Annotated in this window: 13 protein-coding genes and 1 other RNA gene; 3 read left to right on the top strand and 11 right to left on the bottom strand. The window is 39.5% G+C overall.

The window, feature by feature from the left end; all coding sequences use genetic code 11:
- Positions 1-2: 2 nt before the first annotated feature.
- From ABXT59_RS07895 to ABXT59_RS07875, 5 genes are read right to left on the bottom strand one after another with little or no spacing between them, the layout of a single operon-like run.
- On the bottom strand, positions 3-1,583 hold the full coding sequence (locus ABXT59_RS07895; RefSeq protein WP_443635353.1) for a hypothetical protein: 1,581 nt from the start codon (positions 1,581-1,583) through the stop codon (positions 3-5).
- A gap of 16 nt (positions 1,584-1,599) precedes the next feature.
- Positions 1,600-3,063 carry an EH signature domain-containing protein gene (locus ABXT59_RS07890; protein WP_443635351.1) on the bottom strand — a complete coding sequence of 488 codons (1,464 nt, stop codon included), beginning with the start codon at positions 3,061-3,063 and terminating at the stop codon, positions 1,600-1,602.
- 4 nt (positions 3,064-3,067) lie between these two features.
- Positions 3,068-3,769: an OmpA/MotB family protein gene (locus tag ABXT59_RS07885; RefSeq protein WP_443635350.1), complete on the bottom strand. Its 702-nt coding sequence runs from the start codon at positions 3,767-3,769 to the stop codon at positions 3,068-3,070.
- Positions 3,769-5,727, bottom strand: a complete 1,959-nt coding sequence (locus tag ABXT59_RS07880; protein ID WP_443635348.1) for a hypothetical protein — start codon at positions 5,725-5,727, stop codon at positions 3,769-3,771. Before ABXT59_RS07880 ends, ABXT59_RS07885 begins: the two co-directional genes overlap by 1 nt.
- A 13-nt stretch (positions 5,728-5,740) precedes the next feature.
- Positions 5,741-6,079: a hypothetical protein gene (locus tag ABXT59_RS07875; protein ID WP_443635346.1), complete on the bottom strand. Its 339-nt coding sequence runs from the start codon at positions 6,077-6,079 to the stop codon at positions 5,741-5,743.
- A 384-nt stretch (positions 6,080-6,463) separates the two neighbouring features.
- Between ABXT59_RS07875 and ABXT59_RS07870 the strand changes: the two genes are divergently transcribed.
- A complete protein-coding gene (locus ABXT59_RS07870; protein ID WP_443635345.1) occupies positions 6,464-7,405 on the top strand; it encodes a hypothetical protein in 942 nt (313 codons plus the stop codon).
- Positions 7,406-7,610: 205 nt separating this feature from the next.
- Positions 7,611-8,561, top strand: a complete 951-nt coding sequence (locus tag ABXT59_RS07865; protein ID WP_443635343.1) for a hypothetical protein — start codon at positions 7,611-7,613, stop codon at positions 8,559-8,561.
- 227 nt (positions 8,562-8,788) lie between these two features.
- On the opposite strand, the gene ABXT59_RS07860 is transcribed toward ABXT59_RS07865, so the two are convergent.
- From ABXT59_RS07860 to ABXT59_RS07840, 5 genes are all read right to left on the bottom strand, one after another.
- A complete protein-coding gene (locus tag ABXT59_RS07860) occupies positions 8,789-9,373 on the bottom strand; it encodes an HNH endonuclease (protein ID WP_443635342.1) in 585 nt (194 codons plus the stop codon).
- Between the two features lie 163 nt (positions 9,374-9,536).
- Positions 9,537-11,030, bottom strand: a complete 1,494-nt coding sequence (locus ABXT59_RS07855; protein ID WP_443635341.1) for a tetratricopeptide repeat protein — start codon at positions 11,028-11,030, stop codon at positions 9,537-9,539.
- 172 nt (positions 11,031-11,202) lie between these two features.
- Positions 11,203-11,883 (bottom strand): hypothetical protein, encoded by a 681-nt coding sequence (locus ABXT59_RS07850; protein ID WP_443635339.1) that lies wholly within the window; start codon positions 11,881-11,883, stop codon positions 11,203-11,205.
- A 31-nt stretch (positions 11,884-11,914) separates the two neighbouring features.
- Positions 11,915-12,340, bottom strand: coding sequence for a hypothetical protein (locus ABXT59_RS07845; protein WP_443635338.1), 426 nt, complete (start codon positions 12,338-12,340; stop codon positions 11,915-11,917).
- A gap of 30 nt (positions 12,341-12,370) precedes the next feature.
- A complete protein-coding gene (locus tag ABXT59_RS07840; protein WP_443635336.1) occupies positions 12,371-15,085 on the bottom strand; it encodes a hypothetical protein in 2,715 nt (904 codons plus the stop codon).
- A 468-nt stretch (positions 15,086-15,553) separates the two neighbouring features.
- On the opposite strand from ABXT59_RS07840, the gene ffs reads away from it, so the two are divergent.
- An RNA gene (gene ffs / locus ABXT59_RS07835) (signal recognition particle sRNA small type) lies at positions 15,554-15,638 on the top strand.
- A 124-nt stretch (positions 15,639-15,762) separates the two neighbouring features.
- Here the strand turns inward: ffs and ABXT59_RS07830 are convergent.
- On the bottom strand, positions 15,763-15,996 hold the full coding sequence (locus tag ABXT59_RS07830) for a hypothetical protein (protein WP_443635334.1): 234 nt from the start codon (positions 15,994-15,996) through the stop codon (positions 15,763-15,765).
- Positions 15,997-16,307 lie beyond the last annotated feature (311 nt).

Below are 16,307 nucleotides of genomic sequence, written 5' to 3'. Positions count from 1 at the left end.
CATTAGCGCTGCAAATCGATAACAATATAGGATGTCTTTGGGTTGCCTAGCGAAGACTCAGGTATGGCAATATCGATCCCAGATTTGATACCTCTTGCCAACATATACCATGCAAAGAGTGGACCAAGTAAAATAGCGTACCCAACTCGAGCTGACAGGGCAATACCGGTTTCACCAAGAACTTTTTGATACGCCAAGCTAAGCTGATCCTGGGTTATTCTGTTTCTTAGAAAGGCTAAAGTAAATGGCCATAATGAAGCGACTCCTCCTATTACTGCTCCACCAGAAGTACTAAGAACTACGTCTAAGGTTGATAGTTGGCTTAAAAGTGCGTCGAAATTATCTGCCGTCACAGAGTTTAGTTCATCTATGGACATTCCAAACATTTGATACATGGGGTCATCGGCGAATTGATCCTGATGGTCGGAAACAGTAATAATAGGAAAGTCAGGGTATCGGCTCAGTGACTCTTCAAGGTAAAAGACATTAGCTGATGCCTTAATTGAGTACTCTAATACTTCGCCAGTATCCTCGTTAGTGAAAATAATATCAGATCCCGGATAACTTTCATCTTCATGCAAGACTGCATACCAAGGATCGTTATCTGAGTTCTCTGCTTTTGCTACTAAGCGCTCAAAAAGCTTACCTTTAATAAGGCTAGTGACGCCCATCATTTGGTCTACATCGTAGTTAGAGAAATGTTCAGCTATTTCTTCGGTAGATGAGTATTCAAGCTCCGGATATCGATCCTTAATAGCACCTATAAACTCCTGTCCTATAGGACCTTGAAGCTGTTCAAATTGACCCATCTTCAAATAGAGTAAGCACGAAGTAACGAGTAAATCACCTCGTAATGTTGCTTGATCAACTGGAATTTCACCCTTTACCCAAGCAGAGAATCTATTTCCTACACGCTTAATATTCGAGATTGATAATGCGTCACCAATTGCAGAAATCTGGTAGTCATAAAGCTCTTTAGATTGCTCCCAAATAGATTTCATTGCCCGCATTGGTAATTTGAATCCACCGTGGCTCTGGGCTTCTTTAAATCCAACCCAAATCATGACGCCGACAAAATTGGTAGTAAACAACTCTGCAAATATCAGTGGGTTAATACCAGGTACTATTGAAAAGGCAGAATAGGCCAGCCCAAGTATCATTTTGAAGACAAAAGCGATAGTCAATAATGAACCAGATAGTACACCAAAGTATTGCCAGACATGGGAAAGAGGATATATTCTTAAACCAATTTCTTTGGCAATCACAAATGCCATATATGCTTCAAAAGCAATGGATACAAATACACCTACACCTAGCTTTCCAGGCAAGCCTGCTAGTACCATATTAATTATGGCAACAAGCGTTATAACGTTTTTTATCCTTGACTCAGGGCTATCTCCCGTTGCAGAAAATACACCTTTAAATGGTTCAAATACGAAGTCTCTGAGTTTGGCATCACTAAACAGTCTGCCAACTCTTTCTTGATTTGTATTGAGCCAAGCCTTAGCGCTGTCCATCGTAGCTTTGTCACGATATGAGGCTAGCTTTGCCTTAATGCTAGATACTGTATCCTTGTAACTCACGTTTAATCCTTTATTTTCAATTCCGACGTCGATGACTGTTTCTTAGCAGCGCACCTTCCCTCTCACTAACCTGGTTCTTACTCAAAGGGGGTAAACCAATTGATTGTGTATATTTCCTAGTGAATGGTTTCTCGCTACCTGTTTTTGTATCGATAAGAAAGTCTTTCAAAGTCTTGTCAGGTGCTATGTTATATTTAGTTCTAAGCATTTCTTCACAAGAATTTTGCCATAAATAAAGATGGTCATGCTCAGCTAAATACGGCAGGCTTTCTAATAGTTCAAGGTTAACTTGTTCATTGTTGCTAGGAGACAGTAGTGGCAAAATAGTATCTTTTTCAAACACCCGAACACCTGAGTTTGCCCCTCGCAGTAATTCTACGACAAAATATTCACTAAACTCCAATGCACATACTTCGCATTTGGCACCAGGACTTAGTTTGGTAATCGATAGTTCACTGAGGTTGATGTTGAGCGCTTCAAACACACGATAGGTGGCATCTGGAACAAATGCTTTAAAGCTTACAATCTTTGGTTGGTAGTTGGACCAAAATGAAATTCTTTTGCTTAACTGGTTAACCTCCCAATCTTCTAGCCCTAATTCTGACTTGCCAGGTTCAGAAGTCAGAACGTCAATCAACTTCTTAAAGTCATTAAATGACATGGCGCCGATGAGTTCTAGAAGTTTGCTCTTTGCAACATCACTAAGTTTGTGGTGTTGACTGTTTTCTGCATAAGGTGAATAGCCACTCTTTAGCACTGCTACGAGCAAAGGGATTTCGGCTAGTTTGTCAGTCGGTATATCCTCTAGAACTGAAGAATATAGGCAGTTTTTATCGTCCTGATCTAATATGTGTGCAATATCTAAGAGGTTCAATGGGTCAAAATTGGATTTATTGCTAAACCAATAGCTTGGTAACGACCGAATAACTGGTTGGTTATTCTGCTTAGAAAAGGGCAAACCACATTGTTTCATCACATTACTAAGGTCCGTCTTCAGCGTCAGCATTAATTTACATAGATGGCTATAGTCTTCTGCCATAAGCCCTTTTGTGACTAACGTTTTGTGCTTCGCTACCCTGCGTAGTTTGGTTTCAAATTGTTTAAAGCGATGTGACAGTCCTGAGGGAAAGTTGGTGTTATTGTCTCCTAAAAATAGAACAAATCGCCAAAACAACAACGTGCGAAGAATTTCATTATTAACAGAGGTCTCCCATATATTATTGTTCGTTGTGACTTCTTTGTCTCTATTTTCTATATCCCATTGTTCTTTGCCATTAAGAAGCGTCATCCATTCTAGGGTAGATATTTCGCGATCACGTCCTGAATTCATTAAATCCAAAATTGTAGTGATGTTACGGGGGGGAATTTTAGGAATTACGATATCACCAAAAAAAACCCCCCCATCTGAAAGGTTTAGTTTACTAGCTAGGCTAGCTAACTGATTTGCATTTCTGATGGGTGCTCGTTGAAATTTAATCACAATATCACTCCAAAAACATCTTGAAGGCTTCATCAGATTTAAACTGCATTCTAAATAAAACTTTACGATCTTCTTTGGCTGGCATGTCTTTATTTGAATCTAACATTCCTCTACCAGAGATTTGTATTTTTTCCATAAACTCAGGTTGCTCTGGGAATGTGTCCACCCATGTTTCTACCCACGTATGACCGTCTCCCAGCGGCGGCGTCGCTTGTGTCGTTCTCCACATATTCCCTTCTATAAATTGATACACGCTTTCTGCCCGTGCCAAACTAAGCGACATATTGTGAGCGACACCTCCTTCGGAGCTAGTGTGTCCTTCAATAATGATCCTAGTGATTTCATCACTAATTTGAGAATCTTTAAACAACGTTTTACCATAAACAGGAATGAATTCTTTTAGGAATTTGATGCCGTCATCGGTCAGTTTTGATTTACCAACGACAAACAAAATACTATCTAATAATGTGATGTCACCAGTTTCTGGGTTAATCTGTGCACTAATTTTATTGGCATTGAATTGCTCTTGTAATGCTTGAATAACGAGTACGCGTTTGTTTCTATTCTGCTCTTCTATTTGTTTCAACTGAACCAATGTCGCAATGACTAGCAGTGCAAACATCATGAGCAATCCAGCCATTAGGTCGGCCACAGATATCCACTCATCACTATTATGCGTCTCTGGTGATTGTTGAGATGGTAGCATTAGATTTCATCATCCAATTGAAGTTCTTTTTGGCTTACTTGAGCAGTAACTAAGTACTCGGCAGATTGCAATAATCGTTGGTGGATTTGTGTTGCTGCATCGTCCATGCCCTCAAAGAACTTGATGTGACTCTTGTTTGCCGACTCAAAATAACTATTTAGGGCCTCAGGCACCTCGTCTATAAAGTCTTTCATATGTTGTTGGGTCAATAAGAGTTGTTTTTCCATGCTAGCTGATTGTCGATTAATCGCATTAGCTGCCTGCTCAATAGTATTGATGTAAGACGCATCAATAGATTTTACCGATGCTAATAATGTAGAGATGACATCATTTATGTGCCCTATGTCATCTAAATTGGTCGATAGCGCTTCACCCAACTCTTTTCTGCGGCTATATTCTTCAACGAACACCTCTTTGCATTCAAGTACAACACTGGCAAGGCCATCACGTTGTGATCCAAGTGTCTTTTCCAGCAAGTTATTTTGTTCAGTAAAAAACTGCTGTAAGGCTGTCTGGTAGTTTTGACGGAATGTTTCAAGTTCAGTTTCGACCAAATCCTTTGTAGCCAATAAAGAACCTTCGATATTGCCAAGAGTTTTTTCCATATTTTCGCGTGAAGAGTCCATTACTTTAACTGCGTTCTGACCAACATCATTTAAAACGTTAGACTGACTGTCAAAGGCTTCTTGGCTTTTTTCCATAATTGCCGTATATCTTGCCGTCGTATCTTCAAGTAACTTGTTTTGAACTGTTGCTTGCATTTCTAAAGCTTTTTCGAGTTCTGTTCTAATGTCCCTGAAGGTCTTGGCGGCGTCTTCTGCGTTACTTTTAAAGTGTTCTCTTTGTTCTGTAAGGCCTTGGATGCTTTGTTCAACAGCTGACGTTATCGACTGTGAAACACCTTCAAGAACTCCCTTTGTGTCTTCTTGAAAGCTTGATAAAATGTCCTTTAATTGTCCTGCAAAATTTTGTAATTGCTGCATAGTGTCTTGTTGGAATGTTTGTATTGTTGATACTGCTTCAGCTAATTTGAGTGTTATTCCTCCAAATTCTTCATTAAGACGATCGAGTGATTCAGCAGAGCGCGCGACCATCTTGTTTGTATTTATTATCTCATCAGTTAAAGGAATAATAATTTCAGTCTTAATTACTTCAATTATTTTCTCCCCATTGTCTTGTTTAATTTCTCGTAACTCGGTCAGCTCCTTACTAATGTCCTTAAAAACTGGCACCATTTCAGTCCGAAAAATATTATCAAGGGCAGTTGAAATGTGTTCCCCAATTTTATTTGCGTCAAAGTTAGCTGCGGACTTGGTCATTGCTTGACCCATTTCAAGTAATGCATCTGACGCTTTTGAGCTTTTTTCTGCTATCTCCAACTGCTTTTCCAATAATTCATTTTGCCCATCTGGTGAAAGATTACTCAGATAATCTCCTATAGTTTCCAATCTAAAAGATTTGAAAAACAGATCAGTTAGAATTTTATAGGCATCCTGTTTTTTTCGATCATTTTTATTGATTAACCAGAGCAATCCGATTGAACAAGCCATGCCTGCCATAGATGAAATAAACGCTACTTCCATTCCGCCAAGTAAAGATGTCACAGCGCCAAAAGTGGCACTTAAGTCACCAGCAGTTTTAGTCGCAACATCCTTTAATCCTATTACAATACCCAGAAATGTTCCGAAAACTCCGACAGAAGTGAGTACCGTAGTAAGATAGCGAAATTTACTTGCTGGTGGGGCCTGTTGTATGAATTCTGGTAATGAAGTTAGTATTGTCAAACCATTTTTAGCTTTGATGTTGGCAAGGTTGAGTAAAGTGTTAGATCCTGTACTTATGGCTTTTGTGTGTTTCTCAATATCATCTATATATTTGCTACAAAGTTGATTTTCATTAAACCGACCGTAATAAAAAATAGCACCGATAGTTGCACAAAACAAAATAGTTAGTCCCATAGGATGTCTCTTCTCATTGTAGGTTTTTGGTCATTGATTTTATTTCAGCTGGTAAAAGCAGTTCATCCAAAGTGCGTCCAGGAATATGCTCTGCATCAGTTTTTATCTTTTTATTTATTTCAACCTTTTTCATTAGTTGAACACTAAATAAAGCCTCTTCTTCAGCATCAGTGTCAAGTTTTAAAAAGGCGTCACCACTCCGTAATAGTCCACACTGTAAAATTGACTTTTGGAGGCGCAACATTTTTGTGACTGGGGAATTAGGACCGAATTTATCTCGTGCTAATTTCCACGCATGATTGAACGAGACTATTTTTGTCACATTGACCTGCGTGGTCACTTCATCTTTCATAAAATCCCCGATAATATTTCACAAGCTGCAAAATTATTATTTAAGACAAGCATAGTACTCAAGGAAAAGAAACTATAGAAACCTTATCATCCTGATCCTAAAAGACAACATACCACATTTAAACCTGAGAATTATTCTGAAATTCTGAGATCGATGATTCGTTAATTTTATTAGATTAGTAATTCTTCATAGATAAACATAATATGTATGAGATATGATGATGAAAAATGTCAAAAAGCTCATATAAGTGAGGATTGCTTTATCAAATTAACTATATAAATACCTCAATGGAGTATTTAACGTTGAACTTGTGAATTAGATAAAAGGTATTTAAAAGCTTGTGGCCGAGTATTCATTATAATAACTAACTAAACTGAGGCTTAGATGGTATTTATTTCGCTGGAAGAAGAGCAGATGTTTTGGGAATTTAGGGAAACAATCGGGCAGGAACGCCTAGATAGTTTCACTCAATATGCTCCTAGGCCTCTTGAATTAGCTGATCAGGAGTTGTTTGTGTTATTTCAACTGCAACAAGAGGCGGTCTTTGTAAATTCTCCAAATGATCCTCTTGCAAAGGATAGTCTACAGGCCATCCACGATAATTTTATGCAGTTAACTGTCTTCCAAATGGGAACGCTAGTTTCGGCACTCAACGAGACACAATGGGAACAGTGGCGGAAAGAGCGTCATCAATGGATTCACTCACTCTATAGTTATAACAATGAACTCAGTCGTCAAATCTTTGAAGAAGGCTTATCTGAAACGAGGGCAGATGAGCTATTACTTTGTAAATACTTCTCTGAACTTTATCTCATAATGGGAGGTAACGCATTTAATCAATCAAAGAAGATACTAGGATCCGAATACGATGCTGACTCAAGCTTTAATACATGGTTCAAGGATTTAAATCGTGATATGACGGACTTACATATGAATGCAATAGAAGTCTATGATAAACGCAACGGTAATTTAAATATGAAAACTGGAGCAGAACTTCAATTTGAAATTCAAACCATTACAGAACTTACTAATGAGGAACGGGGATACCATCTTGGGCATACACTAGTTTCTATGGAATCGTTTATGGTGCCAGACCTAGAAGGCAAGTTCCCTCTGCTCGCCTACCCTGTGACCCCAGAGCAACAAACAGTCATGGACTTCTTTATGGCAAACATATTAATACTGTCGCAACTCGGAGGCATGTCAATAAATTCAGCTTTAGAAGATTCTTTAAATATATTCGCAGAGATGTTTGACGAGATAGTCGCTGACAAAGACAGGTTAGATCTCGGCATCAAGTTTATTGAGAAACTTTCCAGACGATAAAAACACTAAATCTATAGGTTTCTGGGTGTTTGTTTCACAGAAAAAGTTTCCGTTTTATATCTTGGTTATCATTCAAAAATACCATTTTTTAGCTGACTGGGCGAGTTTTTGTATGTTCAAAAGTGCAGCAGTCGGCTTTGTTAACAACGAAATGGTTTAAATATCTTGTTAAAGTATTAATTTATGTAATAAAGGAGCACTTGTAATGAAGAATAAGGAAATACAAGTATTAATCAAAGCTGATGGACATGCTAATTTAGACTCTTTTCCGTTTAGATTTGGCTACTCTTTCCCTCAAAATGCTCAGCTAACTATAAGAGATTGGGAGCCTATACGTGATGAAACAGCGCATGATCCGGGTCGTCGAAAAGTTATTGTAGGCTCTTTTACACTACCTAACGGCTCAGCAGAGTACAAAGCTAAATTTGTCTTACTCATTTCAGACAATACAGTAATTACCGTTATTCGAAATGACCAGTGGCTTCAAGCAGAATACAAACTCTCTGAATATTTAAGAGGTTTTAGAGTCAAAGGATATATGAGTGCGTCTGACAATATCGATATGTATAACCAAGGCATCAGGACAATTGCTGACGTTACGATATTCCTTAGTAAAATAATGAGTAGTGACAAAATTCAAGCTGTAGAACAGGCCGCCCAACTTAAAATTGATCAGTATGAACAACAGGTACAGAACTTAGTTGGTGCATTATCAAAGTCCAATAAAATAAAAGAAGAAAGTTTTATACAAATAGCCCAAAAGGATGATGAAATAGCTCAAAAGGATGAACATTTAATTCAAAAGGACGATGAGTTATCTCAAAAGAATGAAGCTTTAGCACAGAAGGACGAAGAAATACTCAGACTTTCTAAGGCAGGAAATATTATTGATAGTGCAAAAACTGGAGCTCCAAGAACTGTCAATAACACGTTCAAGGTTCTAGATGCTGGGATGGGAACCAAAGGAAAGTATAACCAGCCTGCAGTATACCTGGACATCGAAGATGGACAATCAACTACAAGAATTTGGAATAACTGGGGCAGGGGTCAAGCAGCCCGTTTAGCGTTGAGCCAAGCACTTATTGGTGAAGAAATCACATACGATACTTGGGGTAACTATAACGATGAGTGGTTTTACCACTTGCACAAAGTCTAGGAACCAAGGATCGGTTAATGCCAGTAGCTTCATGCTTTTGCTGTCATAACGTTGAGTTAATCGTCACTGCTCAAATCAAATATGCCATTAATTAAATCATTGATGGACCGTATGTTGTTATTTTTACTCTTAAACTGATATCCAGCAATATTTGGGTTTGCCCAGCTCACAATGAAATTTGCACTACCGTTAGGAGAAAATGATTAATATATCAGGCCAAGTAATAGTCAAAATCTCTTACCAACTGCATTTAATTCTTTTGACAATATTTCAAAATTAAGTCCCGATTTCGAAGTACAAAACTCCATTAAAGTTGAGCTCGATTTTTTAAGATTACATTGTGAACAAACATATAAAAGATTCTCAATTTTGGTTAATCCACCCATTATTATTGGGTAGATATGATCTATATGCCCTCTATTGGTGCCTATTAGATTGCTACAGTAAGGGCACTTACCTTCAAACTTAATATTATTTTCATCAATGACTTGGGTCTTGAGAACTAGTGGAATCTGCCTAGTTTTCCCAAGAGCACGCCTAGCAATTGCCCTAGTGTCAGCATGCTTCAGCGCTTCTTTTTCACGAGTTTTTATTATTCGCTCAGTTTCTTTCAACTTTGCTTGTTGGCTGGCCAATCTTAGTTGTTCTTCTCTTTCTATTGCTAGAGGTAACTTAGCTTCGTATTCTCGTTGTTTTTGGTGAAGATATAGCCGATATACGTATACACCTGAACGGGAAAGCTCTCCGTTTAGCCATCCTTCAATTTTTATTATAGTCGCCCGAATTTTCTGTGAAGAGGTTTTACTAGTCACAGATGTAACCCTATATTTAGATCCTTTATCTAACCTAACCTTCACCATTAAAATTTATCCTTGTTATTGACTGTAACAACAATGCTTTTGGAACCAGACTCTCTGAAAGGCGATTCCTATTTTTGTATTAGCTTGAGATTCCCTAAAAATTCTAATAATTAACCTAAAAATAACTCAAAAATATGCCCTCTGATTTTTCTAATTGAGCTGAAGTCATGGAGCGTGAAAGGTTATCGATTGCTCGGTTAACTTTAAGCCCAAAATCAATTTTATAATCAAATGGGTTGTTATTTTTAGCTAGTCTGTACCAAACATAGGCCTGTAAATAATCTGTCTCAACACCTTGACCATTTTCGTACCTAACTCCTAGCTTATATTGAGCGGGAGCATACCCTCCCTCAGGCACTTCCTTAGCAGCTAGGGTGAACCACATCAACGCCGTATTCTGGTTTTTTTCGACCCCCCTACCATTATCGTACATCACGGCCAGGTTATATTGAGCAACAGTATTTCCCTGCTCAGCAGCTAGGGCGAACCAATTTGCACCAGCCTCACTATCTCGTTTTATGCCTTTACCATAAGCGTAAAGAAAACCTAGATTATTTTGGGATAATTGGCACCCTTGCTCAGCAGATTTGGCATACCAACTTATAGCAGTATGTGTATGTTCTGTGACATCCCATTTATCAATTAGTACAACCTCTAACATGATTTCAGCCAGCATGTCGCCCTGCTCAGCAGATGTGCTGAACCACTCTGCAGCTGTCTGGTTGTTTTTTTCGACTCCTTTACCGCTAAAGTACATACCCGCCAAATTGCATTGAGCAGAAGCATGCCCGAGATTAGCAGCTAAAGTGAACCACTTAACTGCTATTTTATAATCCTCTAAAACACCTTTGCCATCACGGTACATTTCCCCCAGTTTAGATTGAGCATCAGCATGCCGTTGTTCAGCAGATAAGGTAAGCCACTTAACCGCAGTTTTATCGTCTTTTGGGACGTCTTTACCAATTAAGTACGCACTCCCAAGGTCACATTGAGCTTCAGCATGCCCTTGCTGAGCGGACTTAATTATCTCATCTTTTAAGAACCAATTAGCTGCTAAGAGATGGTTATCTGGCACACTAAAACCTGCCTTATAAATCTCCAACAAAGAAATTTTGCTTCTACAATCGCCCTGTGCAGCTGCTTTGGAAAACCACTCAACAGCTTTATGAAGATTTTGGTAGCCATTCAAGTAACCTTTCTGATGCATAACCCCAAGAACCCATTGAGCATCTAAATGTCCTTGCTCAGCAGCTAAGGTGAACCAGTCTGCGGCTGTTTGATAACTCTTTTCGACTCCAAAACCATCACGAAATGCCTGGCCCACAGCTAATTGAGCATCTGCGTTTCCTTGCTCAGCAGCTAATAAGTACCATTTCATGGATGTCTTAAAGTTTTTTGGAACACCATTACCATGGTTATACATAGCCCCAAGACTAAATTGAGCATCAGCATGCCCCTGATTAGCAGCTAATGTGTACCACTTAACTGCTATTTCATAAACTTGGTCAACACCTTTACCATTTTCGTACTTAACCCCCAGCGAATATTGAGCATGAGCATCGCCAAGCTCAGCCGCTTTAATTACTTTATCTAGTTCATCAGTTTCCATCTATAGTCCTCAACAGTCCATATCCCGAATTACCAAGCAACAGCTAGTAAAGCTTTGTGACTCTTACTATAAATACTACTAATATGAGTTCTTCATTGATATAGGAAGATTTCTGATTTAAGGGTAAGGCCTTACAGCAGCTTTTAGGTGGAGCTAATAAAGGGTCTTAGGATTATAGGCTTAGTTCAACGATTAAAGCTGAATGGTCTGTGAGTGTATTCGTTGTGCTATGGTCGTAGTAACTAGCTACACATCGGCTGGTGGCCTTCACTCCAGCTAGGGCATGGTCAATCCTAAACCCATTACCAGCGCTTGAGTACCAACTATATTCCTGAGCTAGCTCACCATTATGAGTGCGCCATAGGTCGGTCAATGTGGTGTTAGCCAGATTCACAAATTGGTCCGCGCAATGAAACTTGGCGCCTTCTGAATCCAGTACGTTGGAACCAGTATTAAAGTCACCAATTGCCAGTAGGTCACTGCTAGCGATAGTTTCTAGGGTGTTGAATACGCCAGCTTTATCTTTGCGCTGTGGGAAGTAAGTTCCGACTAGCTGCAAGCCAGCCCAGCTGATGCCAATAAGCGACCACTCGTTAGAACAGCCATCGATTTTCAAAAGGGTGCTAGCCTGTTTAGTGGCCAACATAACCGTGTTTTGTTTAGAGTCTGTATTATTGTGGTGGATATGCGAGAAGCCTGCTTGCCTTAGCGCTTTTATAAGTTGGTCGCCAGGGGTGTTGCGCCTGAATTCGCTAATTACTACGGCGTCACAGTCTTGGGCTATCAAGTAGGAACAAATAGAGTCAATCCGAGAGCCACCACCTTGACGGATATTTAATGCCAGTAGTTTCATGCGTGCGTCCCCTAATATCTAGGAACTTCCCTCAACTCGTAAGTCCCTTTACATACTTTATTATCACCAAAGTAGCGATACCAGAGTGGCTTCTCGGAACTGACTGCCAGCCATAGCCAATTAGTTTGTCACCCTCCAACGAAGCGTATGCTGTATTTTCAATTCCAGACATGCCATTTACAGTACTAAGTTGCTTATCAATAACAGCATTAGTGCCATCAAAGGTCCCTCTGACAGAAAATGTAGTAGTACTAGATGCGTATGATACTGAGACTTTGCTATTGCCAATGGTAGTAGCAGTGACCTTGCCTCTTGGACAATCAACTTTTAAGCCGTTGTAAACTTCCGCTACGGGGTTATCTGCTCTGAAGAACCCTTTGTAATCTTTGAGAACGGGATTAGCTGCTAAGGCGTTGAGACTGATTAAGGCGTATAAGAAAATGATGGGGTGTTTCATGTGCATATCCTTTGGTTAAAGATAATGTTTTTAGTAACAAGAACCTACTTTAGTGTTGTTTAATCTTCTAAAGAGATCACTAAACTTATTGGATGAGAGTTTAGACTTCATTTTGGATGAAAGCAGCTCGATAGCTGATTTAGTCTCTTCGCCTCTAATCCCATCTACTGGTCCTTCCATACAGCCTATTCTTATTAATTCAAGCTGTATAAGAGTGCTCTTCGTTTTTTGTGGCATACCATCCAACACAACATCATCAAGCTCATTGTCTAATTCCTTGATTAGATACGATAGTGCTTCATTGATTCTAGTTACATTTTCTGGAGTTATTTTATTACGATCACTAAAAGCACTCTTTTCCGTCTCACTAAAAAAGTACATCCCGCTTGTAGAGAACATTTTTGGGAAGACAGAAGCTGGTGTTCCAAAGTCTGTTAAGTTTTGAATAATATCCGCAACAAGGAGCTGTGTGCCTTTTTGAACTTTGCCTATTGAAGCCTTTTTTTCATCGTCGTCAACATGAAACTGGTGCACCCCTAAACGGCCATGAGCTACTTTTGGATTGCCTGCAAAAAACATAAAGGAGCACGCGGATGCGCATGTTTCAGTTACAGGAACATAAGTTGCTAGGCTCTTGTCATTTATGATGTTGGCTAATCTTAACCCTTCAGTTACTAGCCCTCCATCACTTATTAGTACAACTGTGTCTATTTCATGGGATCTAAGTGCTGTTCTAAACCCTCTGTCGTCACCATCTTCAATTTCACCTATGAATAATAGTGTGCTGGGCAGCAAAAGAGTGTGGAGCGTTTTTCCATAAAGCTTTATGTGTAGTGGATCATTTAATGAGGATGCAGTTTCAGTTGGTGTCTCTGGCTGTTTTTTGGGCACAACAGGGGCTGGCTTTAAAGATTGCAACTCACCATCCTTCCAAGTTCCTTCTTTTACTTTGCCATTAGCAAAGGTGTAAGTGCCTTGTCCATGCCTCTTGCCTTCCCTGAATTCACCGACATATTTATCTCCTGCCCAATCTGACTGTTGGCCAAAGGTAAAGGTGCCTTTAGTTCTCTTATCATCTGTGAACTCACCAACGAACATATCGCCATTTATATAGATGACTGTGGCTTGCCCATTGAGCTTGCCATCCTTCCAACTACCTTCTTCCACTTTGCCAGTTTTAAAGGTGTAGGTGCCTTTAGTTCTCTTATTATCTGTGAACTCACCAACAAACATATCGCCATTTATATAAATGACTGTGGCTTGCCCATTGAGCTTGCCATCCTTCCAACTACCTTCTTCTACTCTGCCAGTTTTAAAGGTGTAGGTGCCCTGTCCATAAAAGCTATCATTTTTGAATTCACCAATGTATTTGTCACCACTTACAAAGGTGAGAACGCCTTGTCCATTATTTTTATCATCTTTGAATTCACCTACATAAATGTCTCCACTTTTCCAAGTGTAAGTGCCTTGTCCATTTTGTTGGTTATCCTTCCACTCACCAACGTATTTGCCACCTGTGGAATAGGTATAGGAGCCAAAGCAGTTGTGCCAACGTACTTTCTTGTTACTTGGACATTTTGGTAAGCTAGACACTGATTTAGGTTCAGCAGAGGTGCTAGTGGTTCCACAAGTTAAACCTCGTTTTTTAGCTTCAACCGAATACTTAATCCATGGAGACCGTTCGCCCCATAAGCGCTTCCCATTAATTGAACGAATTCCTCGCTGGCAAACTAAATCATCAGAACAAACATTAAGGTTGTGCCATGAACAAGCTGACGGTGTTTTGATTGTTGAGCTACTGGACTCAACTCCACAAGAAAGACCTCGTTTCTTGGCTTCAATTACATATTTCCCAAAAGAAGATCTTTCTTCCCACTGCCTTTTTGACCCAGCAGCAAAGGTTGCTCGCTTGCATAGGACCTTATTATCACAAATAGTCAGATCTTTACTGCAAAGTTGAGTCGTTTTAGTTGCTCGCTTCGGGTTTTTCAAATTACCTGTGGGTAGGCAGAAAGTCGTGTCACAATCATAGATCGATCCAGTAGTCGAACTACTGGACCCAACACCACAAGAGAGACCTCTTCTCTTAGCTTCAACCGAATACTGAATCCATGGAACCCGGTCGCCCCATACGCGTGTCCCATTAATTAAACGAGATCCCCGCTGGCAAACTAAATCATCAGAACAAACATTAAGGTTGTACCATGTACAAGCTGACGGTGTTTTGATTGTTGAGCTACTTGCTTCAACACTGCATGAAAGGCCTCGCTTCTTAGCTTCAACTGCATACTTAATATACTGAGACCTTTCATCCCATATGCGTTTCCCGTTAACATAACGAGATCCTTTACCGCATAATGCTTCGGTGGAACAGTTATTAAGGTTTTTCAATGAACAAGCTGAGTTATCGACAACTGTTGGCTTTAGTATCGATAGTGGTATAGAAGTGACAGATTCCACTAGTTTGACCAGTGGAGAAATAGAGAGGAATATACTAGCTTTGGAGCCAATTCCACAAGAAAGGCCGCGTTTTTTAGCCTCTTTTACATACATCTTTTGATAGGTCGACCAAACCTTTTCTCCATTCTTAGTTACAGTTGCAAAGCTGCATATCAGGGTGTCTGGTTCATTCTTGAAATTAGCAGATGCATATACTGGCCAAGATGCAAGCATAACAATCAGTATCAGGTTCGTCGCGTAATAACTGATATGTTTTATATTATGAATTACTAAACGCTTTATCATCTATGCAATTGCCTTAGATCCTTTTTAGATTGAGCTTCCCTTCACTCTTGCTGTCCTTAGACTATAACCTAAATCTTACTATTATTTAAATTCTACTGAAATACTGTCACCAAAATATCATTATTGATAAAGGAAGAATTCTGACTTTGCTTTTGGGGGAGGTCAAGGACATACAACACTGACTTTGTGCATCCAGGATGTGGTGGTACATTTTATGAGAAGGCTGATAACGTCCGACTTCATGGTAAGTTTGAACCACGATTTTATAAGACCGACGGGGTGTTTATTGAGTATTAGTATGTGCGTGGACACTTAAATAAATCGATCTTATGGCGCTGTTTTAGTGAGTCACTAGGTGGACCACACGGTGGAAAACCCGCTTGAAATTGCCTTCTAAATTATGCTTAAATACAACCTCAATTAATCACTTCTTAATGGGTGTCTAATTCGCTTAAAGTACTATGAATCAAGGTCACGCAACGATAAACCGTGAATCTGGTCAGGCCTGGAAGGGAGCAGCCACAGCGGTGGATTCGTGTGCCGAGGTGTGGCTGGTAGGGGTACCACCATTTGTTTGATTGATATCGCTATTTAGCTGTTTTTAGATACTTATTGAAGCAAGTGGACCACATGGCCAATCCTTCAGCGTACATTCAGTCTTCTGTGCATCACGTCTTTTACTTTTTACATAGAGCTAGATAAATAGTTGCGTAATTAGCTGATGCGGTTGAATAAAACATTGCCTTTTCTCCATTTCTTTCTTTCCATTCGCCATCTGCAAGGCCAAGAAAGGTTCCAATTGCTTGATATATTTCTTGGCAACTTTCCTTTGGATACTTCTTTATGTCTGTATACGCATAAGATGTGTTAGTCATAAATAAGCCAATTACTAAGCAAGTAATATATTTCATGATATCCTCTCCTTAAAAGTAAATTCAATTTACTTCATAGATAAAAGTAGGGCGAGACCCAACCAAAATAACTGCACAGATAAAGATTATACCCGCAAAGTGGGATGTTTATAGGTTAAAGGTTGACCCATGAAGTTCTGGCTTTGTTGGTGGTAGGTATTATTCTCTTTATGACAATATTTTAGAGGAGATTACAACCGTTGCATCTTCAAACTCAGTTTAATACCTCTCCCCCCTAGTTCAATAAAGCTATTGCTGCACAAATAGGGGCCCAAAAAAGCCTTAGAAATCTCTGGAATCCAAAGCCACCC

It is taken from the genome of Candidatus Njordibacter sp. Uisw_058 (genome assembly GCF_047730065.1).
In the GTDB taxonomy this organism is placed as follows: domain Bacteria; phylum Pseudomonadota; class Gammaproteobacteria; order Pseudomonadales; family Balneatricaceae; genus Njordibacter.
This window is presented reverse-complemented; position numbering and strand designations above follow the sequence as displayed.

Excerpts from the sequence above, each read along its gene's own strand:
- ABXT59_RS07885 (WP_443635350.1), bottom strand. The coding sequence starts at position 3,769 with ATGCTACCATCTCAACAATCACCAGAGACGCATAATAGTGATGAGTGG.
- ABXT59_RS07880 (WP_443635348.1), bottom strand. The coding sequence starts at position 5,727 with ATGGGACTAACTATTTTGTTTTGTGCAACTATCGGTGCTATTTTTTAT.
- ABXT59_RS07875 (WP_443635346.1), bottom strand. The coding sequence starts at position 6,079 with ATGAAAGATGAAGTGACCACGCAGGTCAATGTGACAAAAATAGTCTCG.
- ABXT59_RS07870 (WP_443635345.1), top strand. The coding sequence starts at position 6,464 with ATGGTATTTATTTCGCTGGAAGAAGAGCAGATGTTTTGGGAATTTAGG.
- ABXT59_RS07865 (WP_443635343.1), top strand. The coding sequence starts at position 7,611 with ATGAAGAATAAGGAAATACAAGTATTAATCAAAGCTGATGGACATGCT.
- ABXT59_RS07855 (WP_443635341.1), bottom strand. The coding sequence starts at position 11,030 with ATGGAAACTGATGAACTAGATAAAGTAATTAAAGCGGCTGAGCTTGGC.
- ABXT59_RS07850 (WP_443635339.1), bottom strand. The coding sequence starts at position 11,883 with ATGAAACTACTGGCATTAAATATCCGTCAAGGTGGTGGCTCTCGGATT.
- ABXT59_RS07845 (WP_443635338.1), bottom strand. The coding sequence starts at position 12,340 with ATGAAACACCCCATCATTTTCTTATACGCCTTAATCAGTCTCAACGCC.
- ABXT59_RS07840 (WP_443635336.1), bottom strand. The coding sequence starts at position 15,085 with ATGATAAAGCGTTTAGTAATTCATAATATAAAACATATCAGTTATTAC.
- ABXT59_RS07830 (WP_443635334.1), bottom strand. The coding sequence starts at position 15,996 with ATGAAATATATTACTTGCTTAGTAATTGGCTTATTTATGACTAACACA.